This is a genomic window from Paenibacillus amylolyticus (assembly GCF_050990605.1).
Taxonomy (GTDB): Bacteria; Bacillota; Bacilli; order Paenibacillales; family Paenibacillaceae; genus Paenibacillus; species Paenibacillus amylolyticus_H.
In genome coordinates this window covers 3298565-3312510 of record NZ_CP158832.1, presented here as the reverse complement: position 1 = coordinate 3312510, position 13946 = coordinate 3298565, and the positions used below count along the sequence as shown (strand labels likewise).

Here is a 13946-nt window from a genome sequence, read left to right as displayed (position 1 = left end):
GGATTAATGTATCAGTTCTTGACCATGCAGTCAAGAACTGATCATTTTACATCCTGTTTGAAAAATGTTTATGTTTTTATCGTTCGCATACCTGGTGTATATTCACAAAATCCATTTATCCTGCCCGTTAACGTAATGAAGCAGCCGGTCTAACACAGGCAGCTTCATTTTCGTCGTTTATCAAATTATAATTATGTCTTGAACTCTGTTTAAATTATAACGTTATCTAAAACGGGAAATTACACTAACCTACTACTTAGTTTAACAAAAAAAACTCTCCTTTAAGATATTTCTTAAAATAGTTTTCAATAACTGATGGAAAATTTGCCGCTAAGGATTGTTTTTCATTTGGATTTAGAGAATGGAATGCGAAAGTCCTAATGATTGACCAAATAAAAAATGCTTCTAATAACTCGACATAATTCTCTTCCAGTTGATTTACTTTGCTATACGCTGAAATAAATACTTTCCTATTATCAGATGAAAGATGCAAAAATGTTTCAGCCATATCAAATAAATAAAAGCCATAGCCACAATTCGAAAAATCTATAGGTTGAGGAGTATCGTCATAAAATACATAGTTACTCTCATGAAGGTCAGAATGAATAACTCCCCAGTTACTTGGCAAACGTATATAATTTTGTATCACATTTGCTATTTTATGTGCTGACTCTTCCACATGAACAAACACTTCGCTTGAGATAAGCTCTAAATTTACTAACCGTTTTAATTGATTAAGTGATGAATATAAATGATCAGAATTGTATATTGGTCTATTAAAGCCTTCAGGTGCATTCCACTGCATAGATTGTTTATGTAGAGTCGCCATTAAGAGAGCTAAATTTTCAATTTCATTACTTGTTGGCTCTCTTTGAAGTACGCTTCCATGAATCCAATGATGAATAGTCAGCATGATTGGATTTTCGCTAAGATCAGTTGAGATTTCTGTTACCAGATCATCTTGAAGATTTCTAACAGGTGCAGGTACGACGAGATTTGTATCTTTAACCAAAGCTTCAAGCCAAATAAGCTCTGATGCGATATTCCCTTTTGATTGAATGGAAATCGTTGAGTTATGGATTTTGATAAGAAACTTTTGATGATCATCGTTGGTCTGAACTTGAAATGTAACATTATCACTCTTTCCGAGATACACAAGTTTTTCCCAATAGATTGGGTATTGATGTAAAGCTTCTTTCGCCACCTTCGCATAATCTTCTTCAGAAAGCATAGTATCCACTCCAGTTAATGTGATTTTTACTTCACAATTTTACCAAATGAACTTTATTTTATGGTTATAAAAGTTGATTATAACTAAACTTTACTGCCCGGTAGTCGAATAAAGCCACCGATCCTGTTGATCGGCGGTCTCCTTTGGTTTCATGGAACTATTGTTTCCCTTTAGTTCAATCGTTTGCCTTTAGTTCAATCGACCTTCTTCGTTTACGATACTGTCCTCCGTGTTGTCTGTAACAGCAAGTTTTAGAGCCATCCTATGAGGGATGACCCTTTCGCTTTGTTATACAATCGTATACTTAGGACAATCGTTACGTTTTCTTTACTGGTATCAGATCCTACCCTGTGTATGTCATGGCATCCCATTGTACCGATAAAATAAAAAAGCCGCTAAATTAGCGACTTCAATAGGACTATGTTCTTGTCCTTCGACTACATATTAGTCCAGAAGGCTGTAGATCTGAATGCTCTCCACCTTGGCATCCTTGATATGGAATGACATCACATCCACATAATTGGATGGTTCATAACGGAAGTCATCCTCCTCATCTGGAGCTCCATCACCAACGAGTTTCCCCTCAGGGTAGGCGTTTTTGAGTGTATCCAGGCTATCTCCTGCTTTAATGTTTCGCACTGTCGTGTACTTGGGATCTGTGATTTCAATATGAAAGATGGAGTCTTGTTTGCCCTCCGGTATACTGATCGTTTTAATCTCCAGACCAGGATACGTATAGACCTTTTCTGTAAAACCGATTAACGTATCCATGTTTGTTCCATCATCGGCACTGTACGTATGAGATTTCAGGTTATCCGGTTTGCCCAGCATCTGCTCCATCTGATCTTCATTCGCTGTATCCGAAATCGCGATGGTGTGCTCATTATAGACAAAAGCAAGCTCCTTCAGCACCACATTCCCTTCCTTCTCCATCGAACCTTCTTTAATAGCTTCAGTACCCTTTTCTTCAGAACTTTCGGAAGCAGGCGCAGTAGAATTGGATGCTCCTTCGCCTTTGCTTTGTTCATTCGCTGTGTTCTGTCCGGTTGCTGGAGATGTAGCATCACTGGACTGACAGCCCGTTAATGCCCCTGTTAGTAAAGCACCTAGTACGATAAAACCTGCAGCTTTCTTTGTTAACTTCATCATGATCCCTCCATAAATATGTGATTTGTTCTTATGAAGTGATTATAAATAAAACATTTGTTAGTCTCATAACAGAAATGTACCAATCTTGTAACGTTACCTATTTAGGCTTGGGGTTAGATTCAGGTCTACGCACCAGGCAATACAATCGTAACGGTCGTTCCTTCTCCGATTTGACTTTCGATATCGATATATCCATTAAACCGCTCTACAATCTCTTTGCAAATGGAAAGTCCAAGACCTGAACCGTTCGCTGTGCTAGCATTTTTCGCCCGGTAAAAGCGTTCCTGTACTCGCTCCAGCTCATCGCCCGCGATGCCTATGCCTTGATCACGTACCCGTATAACTACTTCGCTTGACGTATATTCCAACTTCAATTCGATCAGCGATGGACTGCCTGAATATTTGATGGCATTGTCCACAAGGTTCGCAATAGCATGGGACATCAGCATTGGATTTACGTTCGCGTAAACTCTTGTCGTACCCTCATCATCCGGTTCTTCCTCCGCTTGACTGACTCTGATCTCGATCCCTTTATCCTTAGCCTTTGCTCCCATATTCATTGTGACTTGCTGAATCAGTTCGTTCATTTCCGTTTTCTCGACTTCCAAATCGTTAGAACCCGCCTTATCGAATCGGGATAGTAATAACAGTTCATTAATCAAGCGGGTGAGTCGATCCGATTCCTGCAGCAGATGAGCATATATTTTTTGCAACTCCTTGTTCTCGTTCTCCCCTTCAACCAAGTATTGAGAGAAACCACGAATGGCTGCCAAAGGTGTTTTTAACTCGTGAGATACGTTGGAGACAAATTGTTTCTGGTACTGAATGTAATCATGAAGCTGTCGCCCCATGGAATCCAGCCCATCTGCCAGCATGCCCAGCTCATCCTTCCGGTTTAGATGAACTCTCCGAAACTCCTGTCTGGAGAAACTTTGCGCAGCGCCAAGCAGCACCTTAATCGGCTTGGTTGTGTTGCGGGCAATCCACAGACTGGCTAACGTAATCAGCACAATGAAACCGCCTGCACCCGCAAACAGGATATAACGGATTTGATCCATAATCGCATAAAAGTACGAAATGTCGTCCACGAACTCATACACATAAGCGTTTTCGTAAAATTGATTCTGAATGGGAGTCGCAAAATAAAGCAGATGATCTTCCGTTACGGTGTAGGCATAACTGCCGCTCAGAGCTTTCTCAATATTTTGGTTAAAAATAAGCGGTTTGCCATCATTAATGATAATGCCGTTCACAGCCAAGCCTAGCAATTGCTTGGAGCTGTTATAGATACGTACTTCCTTGCCTGAAGCTTTCAGCTTCTCCAGAGCAAGTCTGACGATTTCCTCCGTTTGCAGTTCTCCTGACGAGGATCTATGCTGAGCTAACACCTCTCGAAAGGACAGCTCGGACAGATCCGCCTTCTCCATCATTTGTTTCTCAATCGTAACGAAGCTGTAGTAATCAATGGCTTTATTCACCGCAAAAATGATGATGCCAAAAGAAAGCACGGAGAAAAACAAATAATTCAGCAGTAACCGGGTTGCATACTTCAGGCCTCGCCACCTCCAAGCTGATAGCCAAATCCATAGATCGTCCTGACATACTTCGGTTCGTCCGCGTTATCCTCCAGCTTCTTCCGTAATCGCATGATGGTCATATCTACACTGCGACTGTCTCCCATAAAGTCATATCCCCATCCGATCTGCAGCAGTTCATCCCGGGTAAAAATTTTGTCGGGCCTTTTGAGTAACGTTTCCAGAATTTTATACTCTTTGGCCGTTAAAGATACGGGTACACCGTTTTTTAGCACCATGCGGCTTTCCAGATCAAATGTCAGCTCTTCATGAATGATGCGTGTAGATTTCACTTCTGTTCCTTCACTTGATTCCTCCTTGCTCTCGTTTCTTCTCAGAATGACCTTGATCCGAGCGAGCAATTCACGATTGTCAAACGGTTTGGTCATGTAATCTTCCGCCCCTAGCTCTAGTCCCAACACCTTGTCGATTACCTCGTTTTTGGCAGAGAGCATGATCACAGGAACAGCACGTTTCCCGGTGATTTCCTTGCACAGGTCATATCCCGAGCAGTCAGGCAGCATCAAGTCAAGCACTACTAAGTCCGGTTGAAAAGATTCAAGCAAATGCAGGCCCGTTTTGCCGTCCTCTGCGGTCTGCACATCGTAGTTTTCTCGCCGTAGCACCAGCTCAATTAAATCTCGAATAGCGATTTCATCATCAATGACCAGGATTTTCTTCAATGTACACCCCTATCTAGCCTTGTTCCGCAGCTTCAATTATATTTAACCCAATCTTAGCACAGACACTTTAGATTCCTCCACCAACTGGAAGGTGAGGTATATTCCACTCAGCCCAACATAACTTGTAATAAACTCGAAGAAAGGAGAACAATCCATGGATCTGCTCTGGGTACTCATTGTTGGAGGACTTATTGGCTGGTTAAGCGGTAACTTGATTAGGCGGGACGTACCGGGAGGTGTACTTGGGAATATCATTGCGGGTTTTATCGGTTCCTGGTTAGGGACGGAATTGCTGGGACCAAGGGGGCCGGTGATTGGCGGATTTCATATTATTCCAGCCATCGTCGGCTCGATTATTGCCCTGCTCATTTTCTTCGCTCTGGCACGCGGCGGAGCCTTCCGAAGACGTTAACAAAGAGAGGCGGAAACCGATACCGTCGTTCATTAGATAAAAGGACCGAAAGCATTCATCGCTGGAAGATGAACACTTACGGTCCTTTTTTTGTACTGATTTCAGGTTTTTGGATTTTGGCGGGATACATTGCGTCAGGTCACAGCTCACAAAATGAACACCATCAAGGATGCAGTTTTCAAAATTGGCGATTAGCTTTTGTTTGCCATTTCCCTCAAACGTAATATCCACTAGCTTGCCGTTAAAGGAACAATTGACGATATTCGCCGCTCGTAAAATCCGGTCATTAAATCTACATTTATATAAAGTACAGTCGTTGAACACTCCCGCCACCTGTAGAGGTGGGATTCTTGGGTTGTTGCTCCTCATGGAACAAAGTCGTATCGACATTCGCTAACCGAATGATCGTCCACCAAGCGATCCCTGTGGTTCCCACAGTTCTTCCATTTGTGTTACAATGCCATGGCTTTTATGTTCTGCGCGGCATTGCTGTCGCGGTCATGTATCGTATGGCAACTCACGCATGTCCATTTTCGAAGGCTCAAATCTTTCACCTCTGCATGCTTGTACCCGCAGACATGACAGGTTTGGCTGGATGGGGCAAAGGTCGGCACTTCCTTGATCGTGCGCCCATACCACTTTGCCTTGTAATGAAGCTGCCGACTCATCTCTCCCCAGGATGCATCTGCAATATGTTTAGCCAGATGCCGGTTCTTCATCATGTTTGCGATGCGCAGATCCTCGATACAGATCGTTTGGTTTTCACGAATCCATGTCGTCGTCTGCTTATGTATCGCATCCATTCGGCTGTTCCGAATCCGTTCGTGGATGCTGGCCACTTTTTGTTTGGCCTTGCGCCAGTTGCTCCCGCCTTGGTGTCTTCTCGCCATGATCCGTTGCCACTTGGCCAGCTTGGCTTCATACCGCATGGTATGTCTGGGATTCTCGATAGCAAGACCATCCGAGGTCACCGCAAGCTGCTTGATGCCCACATCAGTGCCTAGCCTACCATCCGTGACGGGAAGAGTCTGAATATCCACTTCACATACCACAGCTACAAACCATTTGCCGCTTGGGGCCAGCCGGATGGTCGCGGACACGACTTTACCTTCAATCTCTCTGGACTTGGCATAGCGCCCGAGCCCAAGCTTGGGTAGCTGAATATAATTCTCCTTGACAGCAATGTTGCCATTCGTGAACCGGGTGGTATAGCTTTGCACAGGATGTTTACGACTCTTAAAGCGGGGATGATCGTTCTGCTTCTTGAAGTAACGGTGAAATCCATCAGCCAAGTTTCGAGCAGCCGACTGTAGCGCAATGCTGTCTACCTCCTTCAGCCAAGGCCATTGACGCTTCATATTCGGAAGCTGCGAAGCGCAGGTTTGATACGATAAGCCCTTGCCCGTAGCCAGAAACATCGCCTTCCACTACGCTAGAAGGTGGTTAAATACAAAACGACTGCAGCCCAAGGTTTTACGCATCAACACCATCTGTTCCGAGTTCGGATAGATACGAAATTTGAAAGATTTATGCTGTAGCATCTACGCTTTCAACGTCCCACTTAAGAAGCCGTTATGATCTCACCTCTCAATAATAGCACATATGTTCGCTTATAGACATCGAGAAATTCCCGATTCATCCCCTGCCTTCGCTCTCACTTCGTGAGTAAGGTAGCTTAGAGGCAGGAGTATTCTCGGTGTATTTGATAAAACCATACATGCCATTGTTCGCGTTCTTATTCATATGCAATAATTGTTTAGTATTCATCCATCTCAATCCCTTCAATTTTTTTCATAAGGGCAACGGAAAAGGGAACGAATAAACCGACGGGTGTTTCATTACATGGCGGTTTGTTTTAATTTATCAACAGCTGACTTTCCGAAATATTACAGGCTGGACTAGCACATACTAAGGAACAGTTGGCTGAAGCTTACATAACGGAGGTCTCATCATGGTATTTACAATCACAATTATCATCGTTGCACTGTTTGCAATATGGGGAGCCGTCGCTCCTGCTCAGCTGGCGGATGTGGCTAATGTTGCCTACAACTTCTCTATTCAGAATTTTGGCTGGTTTTATTTGCTAGCAACTCTCTTCTTCCTGATCTTCGCTTTTTATCTGGCATTCAGTCGATTTGGCGGTATTAGGCTTGGGGATGACGATGATGAGCCGGAGTATTCTACGATTTCCTGGCTATCCATGCTGTTTAGCGCTGGTATGGGAATCGGACTGGTTTTCTGGGGAGTGGCTGAACCGCTGTCCCACTATTTATCTGCACCGGAGGGGGCGGTACCCGAAACAACGCAAGCAGCAAGACTTTCCATGCGTTATTCCTTTTTCCACTGGGGGTTGCATCCTTGGGCTATCTATACCGTCATCGGCTTGGCTCTCGCATACTTCCAGTTCAGGAAAGGCTACAAAGGGTTGATCAGTTCTACCTTTATTCCTCTGATTGGTGAACGTCTTGCGGCTGGCTGGCTTGGCAAGATTATTGATATTTTGGCGGTCATTGCCACCATCTTTGGTGTTGCAACCTCGCTTGGTTTGGGTGCGCTTCAGATCGGTGGAGGTCTGAATTACTTATTTGGTATTCCGAACTCGACGATGTCCCAGATTTTCATTATCTCAATTGTAACCGTACTGTTTTTGATCTCGGCAACCACAGGTCTAGATAAAGGGATTAAGATTCTGAGCAACACCAACCTCGTTATAGCTGTACTATTGATGGTTTTCGTATTAGCGACTGGACCGACTTCTTTTATATTTGACACATTCACGACAACCTTGGGCAGTTACTTGCAGAATATTATTAACATGAGTTTGAGACTGACGCCGTTCTCACGAGAAACCTGGATTGGAACATGGACGTTATTTTACTGGGCATGGTGGATCGCATGGGCTCCCTTTGTTGGCACGTTTATCGCAAGGGTATCTAGAGGAAGAACCATAAAGGAGTTTGTAATTTACGTCATGGTTATTCCAAGCTTGTTCGGATTTATCTGGTTCTCAGTTTTTGGCGGAACAGGACTTCACCTCGAATTGTTCAATGCCGCCCATCTGGCGGAGGCCGTCAAAGAAGACACGACAACCGCTTTATTCCTTACACTGGAGCAGCTGCCTTTGGGCACGATCGTAGCATTCATCGCTACACTCCTCATCATGACCTTCTTTATTACGTCGGCTGATTCGGCTACCTTTGTGCTGGGCATGCTCTCTTCAGATGGCAAGCTAAACCCGAGTACAAGAGTGAAATTAACCTGGGGAATCATGCAGTCCGCCATTGCGGTAGTACTGCTGATCAGTGGTGGATTGAACGGCCTACAGACGGCCTCCATTGTTGCTGCTCTGCCGTTCGCTGTTGTCCTTATCGGGATGTGTTTCTCCCTGCTCAAAGCACTGCAGGCTGAGGACAGAGAGCGTCGTCAGAAAGAAAAACGGCAGCGCCAAAAGCTGAAACGACTGCTGGAGGAACAAGAAATTTCTCTGAATGAAATTCCTGGCAGGTAATATATTTTATCTCTATAGAGATGCCATCTGCTTTAAGGTGGGTGCCTTTTTATATCTTGTCTCTTGACATAATTCGTTAAAACAAACAAAAGCCCGCGTCGTTGCGGGCTTTTATTTGTTTCAGAGTACTGAGTTTCACAGCCTAAGGATCGAATTAATGGCTTGTTGGTGCTGAGGTCATCGCTTCATGAGGCATCGCATGCGGATTGATTTCTAACCTTATTCATACTACTAAGACCTACAACACGATTACTTGCTGCTCCCATACCAACTAAAAAGAGTAAGACCGAAGCCCCAAGAAGAATGAAAAGTGGCAGGTTCCAACTATTTGTTGCATCGTGCAGATATCCTATAAGGGCTGGACCGATTGCGGCAAGAAGATATCCGATCGATTGGGCCATGCCAGATAGTTCCGCTGCTTGATGTGCATTTTCAGTGCGTAATCCGAAAAACATCATGGCTAAACTAAAGGCGAAGCCTCCACCAATTCCGAGTATGACGATCCACAAAAGAATGACATTAGAACTTCCGTAAAGAAGTCCGAGCGTCCCCGTCAAAAGCAGAATGGTTGTGATGACCACTAACAAACGTTGGTTAGACATACGCCCAGCAATAACAGGGACAATAAAGGTAAATGGAAGCATCGCTAACTGCATGATCGAGAGATACCATCCAGATTGGTTGGAGTCAATTCCTTGCTGCGTTAAAATTTCAGGCAACCATGCGATCAATACATAGAAAACCATAGACTGTATACCCATGAACAAGGTTACTTGCCAAGCAAGCGGGGATCGCCAAACATTCACATCGTTGCTTGCCATGTGTTGACTCGTCGTGGCAGTTTGTTTCGTTTGATTTCTTAATTGGGGTAACCAACAGAGGATCGATACAAAGCTTAGAATCCCCCATATTCCCAATGCCCCCTGCCATTTTAGCCCTGCGTTCATGGCTAGCGGTACACTGATTCCCGATGCGATTGCTCCACATAAATTCATTGAAATGGAGTAAACTCCTGTCATGGAGCCAATTTTATTTGGAAAATCCCTTTTGATTATACTTGGCAATAACACATTACATATGGCAATGGCGAATCCAAGAACGGCTGTTCCAATAAACAGATTAACTGCGCCAGATAAAGATCGTATTACAATACCAACAGTCAGAAAGATTAGGGCAATCAAAATGATACGCTCAACCCCATACCTCCGTCCTAATTTTGGTACGAGAGGCGATAATAAAGCAAAGGCAAGCAAGGGTACCGTTGTGATCAGGCCTGCTAATGTATTTGAAATATGAACGTCATCCCTTATAAAACCTACTAAAGGACCAACTGAGGTTAAGGGAGTACGTAAATTAGCTGCAATAACAATAATGCCGAGAATGATCAACGCTACAGAGGATGGCACGAATTTTTTATTTTGTTTATTCGGCATTCTTCATTTCTCCTTCCTGAATTCTTACGTCTTATATTTGCTTCTTGTTGGCTCTGAAAAACTTTGCTATAACATCCGCGCGGATAATAAAAGTATAGTATAATATACTTTTATAAACAATAATTATTTTATAACATACTAAAATTGAATAAAAAAATACAACTCTGAATTCCCATCATGGAATTCGGAGTTGCATTTAATAAGTGGATTTTCGACGACTAGAAACCATATTTTAAGGATATATGGAGCACTGTTTCGTTATTCGTATGATTGGTATAAGCGTGGGGATCATCTGCACGAAAACTGATCGTATCATATTGATTCAATGTGTATATCTCTCCATTGACTTGTAACTCGATGGAACCAGTCATTACTGTCGCAATTTCAGTTGTATTCACATGATGACCTTCAGGGTAATACGAGCTATTAGGCTGTAAGTATGCCCGACACATTTCAATATCGTTGCTTTTAAAGACGGGTTCAATGACCCAATTTTTTTCATCATTAGAAAACCGCAGTCCCTCCCCTGCTCGATACAAACTAACGGGTTTCTCTGATGTGAACAAAGCCAATAGCGGTAAAGATATTCCTTTTGAAATTTTCCATATGATGGCCAAAGTTGGATTTGTCTCACCACGTTCGATATTCCCTAGAGTAAGTTTGCTTACACCCGTTAATTCTGATAAGTCGTCTAAGGTCATGTTTTTTTCTTTTCTATACTTTTTTAATGCACCGCCGATTTGTAATACAATTTGTTTTGACTCATCGATTTCATCCATTTGATATTCTCCTCAACAAAAAAACTATATAGCTAGTATATTGTTTATCAAGATTCTTTTCCATTCCGGTTCAATAGAACGTAATGAAATCTTCTTGATAAAATTGTATTAAAAGGATAAAATGACGAGCATCAACGGTTTTATTTGAAGAATGGTAGCTTATGAAAGGTGATTTAGCAATGAAAATTCTCATCGTTGGCAATTTTAGCGAGACCTCAAAATCCAATATTGCAGGGAGTTTTCCGCGAGACTGGAACGTTGTAATTGTTCCGCCCGGAAAAGAAATGCTGCATCATATTGAAGATTGCCAGGTAATCATTCCGGAACATATTAAAGTGGACCATAGCCTGCTTTCTAACGCAAAAAAATTAAAATTGGTACAGACGGGTGCAGGATTTGATAATGTGGATGTCCCTGCCTGTACACAGCTCGGCATTTGGGTGGCCAATGCTGCAGGAGTGAATGCACAGGCAGTGGCCGAGCACGTCATGGCACTGTTATTGTCTTATTATAAAAACATACCGTCTCTTGATACTTTCATGAAAAATAAGATGGATGAAAATCAATTGGACTATACAGGGAGTGAGTTAAAGGGAAAAACGATTGGAATTATCGGTTTGGGTGCAATTGGAAAAAAAGTAGCTGCGTTTTGCAGGGTTTTTGATATGAATGTACTGGCGTATGCGAGAAATGCCACTGTACAATCGGACGATTTTGTGAAAAAGACGGATTTTGATACTCTTGTAAGCACATCGGACATAGTTAGTGTACATGTACCCTTGAATGAACAAACCAAACAGCTGATTAACAAAGCGACATTCAAAAAAATGAAAAATACTGCTCTTTTTATCAATACAGCCCGCGGCGGCATTGTCAACGAAAGAGACTTGATTGATGCATTAAAAAACGGGGATATTTCAGGCGCTTGCCTGGATGTGTTTGGATCTGAACCGCTTCCTATTGACAGTGAGCTCCGGAATCAGGGTAATGTGATACTTACTCCACATACAGCGGGAATGCCTGATGGTCGGAAATTTCATAAAACAAGATATGATTTCTTTATAAAGAATATAAAACGTGTAGAAAATGGTGAGGAGCCTGAAAGCAAGCTCAATCAGTTATGATGTTTTGGTGCAATAAAAATTGATCGCCACCCTACAGCAGTTCAAAATGAAGTTGAGTCTCAGGCAACTCCGTATTCCCTTTCCACTGATTTGCACCGTATCCCATTTCCAGAACCGCAGCAATGCGCTCGTTATTCAGTACACCAAACATTTCAGTACGGCTTGGGTCGTACATCCAGTCATGCAAGGTACAGCGCACACCCAGACTTTGCTCATGAGCCAGCAAGCGGAAATTCTGAATTAGGCAGCAGACAGCTGCAAAGTCCTCTTCCCGCTTATATTGATCCGCCTCTTCCTTCACCAAGACCAGAAGATATGCAGGGGCAGGCTCCTGTAATCCCTGCATGATGTCCCCTACCGGTTATCGGCAAAGATAAATCGCCACGGCTCTCGGAGTCCATCATTTGGCGCCCATACGGCATGATTAAGCAATTCAAGGATGAGGTCGTGCGATACCGGTTGTTCCAAAAACTCACTCGGACCGCCCATGACTCCTTCCAGATCTGACAATTTCATTTTATACCCTCCTCTTCTATGTAGACTGTCCTCGCAATACGGTCCATTTCTGCTCGGCTGGTGTTCTTTTCCGACTTCTTGGCGCTTTGTCGTAATATCCTATATGAAGAATACCAACAAATCGTTCATCCTCACGTAAGCCAATTCCATTGAAGAACGCTTCATGCTGAATCATGGACTCTGTATCCCATAACATTCCTAACCCTCGTTCCCAGCCCAACAGTTGGAAGCTCTGCATCACCCCGCAGGCAGCCGCATAATTGCGGTCATTGGTCAGCCGATCCGGTCCTACAGTCGACATAACAATGACGTGCGCAGGAATATCGGTAAATCTCTTTTTAAAAACATCCAGAAGTTTCCCTGGAATCAACTTGCCGAGCTTGCTTTGTGACATCTGTTCCAGCATGCAGTCTACCAACCGTTTGCGTGCTTCTGGAGTTCCGGCATATACTACACGCCACGAGCCAGACTCAACAGACGGTTGAAGCCTTATAGCCTTACGCAGTAATGCTACAATTAACTCCTGGTCCACCGGCGTAGAGTTACATTTACGAATACTCCTGCGCTCCCTGATCAATTCCGCCAGACTCAAATGCTTCACTCTCCTTTGTTCTATCTGGATTCAATATTCATACTGCTGTCTTGAAGAAATTGATGGATTACTTTTAGCTCCGTTTCCGAATATTTGTCGAGAGTACGATAGAAGCGCTCAGCCTCATGTATATGAAGACGTTCATGCAGTTCAAAGATTTTTTTGCCCTGCGGTGACAACCGGAAATAGCTTTCCTTTTTGTTGTCGTTCATTTTCGTCCGTTTGACGAATCCTTCCTCCAGCAGTTTGTTGCCAATTTTGGTGATACTTGCTTTGGACAAATTCATCGCCTCGGCAATACCCGTGTTGTTAATAGGCTCATGCTTGCCTATGCAATCTATCATATGAACCGCGGTCAAATGCTGAGGGATTTTCTCGATGCTTTCACGCTGGGCGATACTTAGGAAATGCTCGATTTCTGTATCCTTGTGGTTCTCATACACATGTAAAAAACGGATAAATTGGTCATAAAGCAACTGTTTTGTTCGATCTTTTGAGATCATTCTTTGATCGCTCCTTATTTACTTGTAAACAAAAATATCATTTAAATAGTAGGGTTTTTCTAAATAAACCCTTATATTTAGTTTACTAGTGAACAATGTATCATGAATGATAATGCTTATCAACTTTATTCTCTGGCATTGCAACAACTCTACAAACAAAGACAGAGACCTGCGTTGAACTGAATATCTTTTATTGAGACTGCAATCTTCGTTGGAATCGCTACCAGCATGTGGACATGATCGGGCATCATATGACCTTCTATAATTTCTACTCCCTTGTACTTACATAGACGTCTAAAAATTTCGATTAAATCTTTTCTGACTTGATTATAGATTTCTTTCTGTCTATACTTCGGGGTGAATACAATGTGGTATTTGCACATCCACTTTGTGTGTCCAGGCTGTAGCTCTTGTTTGCCAACTGGCTAAAGCCGTAAAAATA

The 13946-nt window shown here is 43.0% G+C and carries 15 protein-coding genes and 2 pseudogenes; 3 read left to right on the top strand and 14 right to left on the bottom strand.

From position 1 onward, the window contains the following. Positions 1–256 precede the first annotated feature (256 nt). The 4 genes from ABTV53_RS14885 to ABTV53_RS14870 all read right to left on the bottom strand — a co-directional run bounded on the left by ABTV53_RS14885 (position 257) and on the right by ABTV53_RS14870 (position 4637). A complete protein-coding gene (locus tag ABTV53_RS14885) occupies positions 257–1231 on the bottom strand; it encodes a phosphotransferase enzyme family protein (protein ID WP_433743564.1) in 975 nt (324 codons plus the stop codon). A 444-nt stretch (positions 1232–1675) separates the two neighbouring features. After that, positions 1676–2380 carry a hypothetical protein gene (locus tag ABTV53_RS14880; RefSeq protein WP_433743562.1) on the bottom strand — a complete coding sequence of 235 codons (705 nt, stop codon included), beginning with the start codon at positions 2378–2380 and terminating at the stop codon, positions 1676–1678. A gap of 125 nt (positions 2381–2505) precedes the next feature. Further along, complete coding sequence (locus tag ABTV53_RS14875; RefSeq protein WP_433743559.1) at positions 2506–3858, bottom strand: sensor histidine kinase; 1353 nt, start codon at positions 3856–3858, stop codon at positions 2506–2508. 71 nt (positions 3859–3929) lie between these two features. Next, entirely contained in the window at positions 3930–4637 is a 708-nt protein-coding gene (locus ABTV53_RS14870) for a response regulator transcription factor (protein WP_433743556.1), read from the bottom strand. 154 nt (positions 4638–4791) lie between these two features. Here ABTV53_RS14870 and ABTV53_RS14865 point away from each other — a divergent pair, with 154 nt between their 5' ends. Then, entirely contained in the window at positions 4792–5049 is a 258-nt protein-coding gene (locus ABTV53_RS14865; RefSeq protein ID WP_221804468.1) for a GlsB/YeaQ/YmgE family stress response membrane protein, read from the top strand. 129 nt (positions 5050–5178) lie between these two features. Here the strand turns inward: ABTV53_RS14865 and ABTV53_RS14860 are convergent. The 3 genes and pseudogenes from ABTV53_RS14860 to ABTV53_RS14850 form a co-directional block, all read right to left on the bottom strand. Continuing rightward, positions 5179–5418: pseudogene (locus tag ABTV53_RS14860) on the bottom strand (pentapeptide repeat-containing protein); the annotation flags it as partial. Positions 5419–5501: 83 nt separating this feature from the next. After that, positions 5502–6467 (bottom strand): IS200/IS605 family element RNA-guided endonuclease TnpB, encoded by a 966-nt coding sequence (tnpB, locus tag ABTV53_RS14855; RefSeq protein WP_433743553.1) that lies wholly within the window; start codon positions 6465–6467, stop codon positions 5502–5504. 9 nt (positions 6468–6476) lie between these two features. Beyond that, positions 6477–6539: a helix-turn-helix domain-containing protein gene (locus tag ABTV53_RS14850; protein WP_433754223.1), complete on the bottom strand. Its 63-nt coding sequence runs from the start codon at positions 6537–6539 to the stop codon at positions 6477–6479. Positions 6540–7000: 461 nt separating this feature from the next. On the opposite strand from ABTV53_RS14850, the gene ABTV53_RS14845 reads away from it, so the two are divergent. Further along, a complete protein-coding gene (locus ABTV53_RS14845; RefSeq protein ID WP_433743550.1) occupies positions 7001–8557 on the top strand; it encodes a glycine betaine uptake BCCT transporter in 1557 nt (518 codons plus the stop codon). A gap of 185 nt (positions 8558–8742) precedes the next feature. Here the strand turns inward: ABTV53_RS14845 and ABTV53_RS14840 are convergent, their stop codons facing one another. Continuing rightward, positions 8743–9990 (bottom strand): CynX/NimT family MFS transporter, encoded by a 1248-nt coding sequence (locus ABTV53_RS14840; RefSeq protein WP_433743547.1) that lies wholly within the window; start codon positions 9988–9990, stop codon positions 8743–8745. A 218-nt stretch (positions 9991–10208) separates the two neighbouring features. Further along, a complete protein-coding gene (locus ABTV53_RS14835) occupies positions 10209–10769 on the bottom strand; it encodes a helix-turn-helix domain-containing protein (RefSeq protein ID WP_433743544.1) in 561 nt (186 codons plus the stop codon). Positions 10770–10930: 161 nt separating this feature from the next. Here ABTV53_RS14835 and ABTV53_RS14830 point away from each other — a divergent pair, with 161 nt between their 5' ends. Next, the gene (locus ABTV53_RS14830; protein WP_433743542.1) at positions 10931–11893 is read left to right on the top strand and encodes an NAD(P)-dependent oxidoreductase; all 963 of its coding nucleotides are present in this window, start codon (positions 10931–10933) and stop codon (positions 11891–11893) included. Positions 11894–11924: 31 nt separating this feature from the next. On the opposite strand, the gene ABTV53_RS14825 is transcribed toward ABTV53_RS14830, so the two are convergent. The 5 genes and pseudogenes from ABTV53_RS14825 to tnpA form a co-directional block, all read right to left on the bottom strand. Then, on the bottom strand, positions 11925–12239 hold the full coding sequence (locus tag ABTV53_RS14825; protein ID WP_433743539.1) for a hypothetical protein: 315 nt from the start codon (positions 12237–12239) through the stop codon (positions 11925–11927). Positions 12240–12247: 8 nt separating this feature from the next. Beyond that, positions 12248–12409 carry a nitroreductase family protein gene (locus ABTV53_RS14820; RefSeq protein ID WP_433743536.1) on the bottom strand — a complete coding sequence of 54 codons (162 nt, stop codon included), beginning with the start codon at positions 12407–12409 and terminating at the stop codon, positions 12248–12250. Positions 12410–12425: 16 nt separating this feature from the next. Next, positions 12426–13010, bottom strand: a complete 585-nt coding sequence (locus ABTV53_RS14815; protein WP_433743534.1) for a nitroreductase family protein — start codon at positions 13008–13010, stop codon at positions 12426–12428. Between the two features lie 11 nt (positions 13011–13021). Further along, a complete protein-coding gene (locus ABTV53_RS14810; protein ID WP_221821406.1) occupies positions 13022–13504 on the bottom strand; it encodes a MarR family transcriptional regulator in 483 nt (160 codons plus the stop codon). A 194-nt stretch (positions 13505–13698) separates the two neighbouring features. Then, a pseudogene (tnpA, locus tag ABTV53_RS14805) lies at positions 13699–13887 on the bottom strand (IS200/IS605 family transposase); the annotation flags it as partial. Positions 13888–13946 lie beyond the last annotated feature (59 nt).